The 1,205-nt window shown below is 73.4% G+C and carries 2 protein-coding genes; both read left to right on the top strand.

The features are described from left to right. The coding region (locus ACWEFL_RS36110) for an electron transfer flavoprotein subunit beta/FixA family protein (RefSeq protein ID WP_451721359.1) at positions 1 to 435 on the top strand (435 nt) is incomplete at its 5' end. Between the two features lie 213 nt (positions 436 to 648). Beyond that, on the top strand, positions 649 to 1,205 hold a 557-nt coding region (locus tag ACWEFL_RS36105; RefSeq protein WP_451721357.1), incomplete at its 3' end, for an electron transfer flavoprotein subunit alpha/FixB family protein.

The following is a 1,205-nucleotide window of genomic DNA, read 5'->3' as shown; positions in this document are numbered from 1 at the left end:
TGCGGGATGGCGTCGACGGACGGCACGATGGGTGTGCTGCCGGCGCTGCTCGCGGAGCGGCTGGGGGTGGCGCAGGTGACGCTGCTGTCGGAGGTGGCGGTCGAGGGCGGGCAGGTGACGGGCCGCCGGGACGGGGACAGCGCGTCGGAGCGGGTGCGGGCGGCGCTGCCGGCGGTGGTGTCGGTGACGGACCAGTCGGGAGAGGCGCGGTACCCGTCGTTCAAGGGCATCATGGCGGCGAAGAAGAAGCCGGTGGCCACGCTGGGTCTGGACGATCTGGGCATCGACGCGGCCGCGGTCGGTCTGGGCGGGTCGTGGACGGTGGTGGACAGCGCGGTGCGCCGTCCGGCCCGTACCGCAGGAACCGTCGTCAAGGACGAGGGCGAGGGCGGGCACAAGATCGCCGAGTACCTCGCCACGCAGAAGTTCATCTGACCCCGGCCCACACCCCCGGGCCTGTGACCCCCTGGCCCGTTCCGCGGCCCGTCTTCCGCCCGGTGCGGCGGCCCGGTTCCGTGGATCCCGGGTTCCGGCCGGTGGGGGTCGTGTCTCCGCCTCGGTCCGGCCCTGCCGGCTGTGGCCCCCGGTTTTCTGAAGTTCCGCCGGCTTCGTTTCCCGTCCCGTCTGTGCAGAAGGATCTGAGTTCCCATGGCTGAAGTACTCGTCTACGTCGACCACCAGGACGGGGCCGTGCGCAAGCCGACCCTGGAACTGCTCACGCTCGCCCGCCGGCTGGGCGACCCGGTCGCGCTCGCGGTCGGCCCGGGCGCGAAGGACACCGCCGGCGTGCTGGCCGAACACGGCGCGGTACGGGTCCTGACCTGTGAGGCCCCCGAGTTCACCGGCTACCTCACCGTCCCCGCCGTCGACGCCCTCCACACCGCCCACCGGCAGACCAGCCCCGTCGCGGTCCTCGTCCCGTCCTCCGCCGACGGCAAAGAGATCGCCGCACGCCTCGCCCTGCGCACCGAATCCGGTCTGATCACCGACGCGACCGACGTCGAGCCGGGCGACCAGGGCCCGGTCGCGACCCAGTCCGCGTTCGCCGCGTCCTACACCACCCGCTCCCGCGTCACCCGCGGGATCCCGGTCATCACCGTCAAGCCCAACAGCGCCCCCGTCGAGCCCGCCCCCGCCGCCGGCACCGTGCAGGAACTCGACGTCGAGTTCACCCCCGCGGCGACCGGCACGCAGATCGTGGCCCG

The sequence above is a fragment of the Streptomyces sp. NPDC004838 genome (assembly GCF_053600955.1).
Note: the sequence above shows the minus strand (reverse complement) of the source record. Positions and strands in the feature narration are given on the sequence as shown.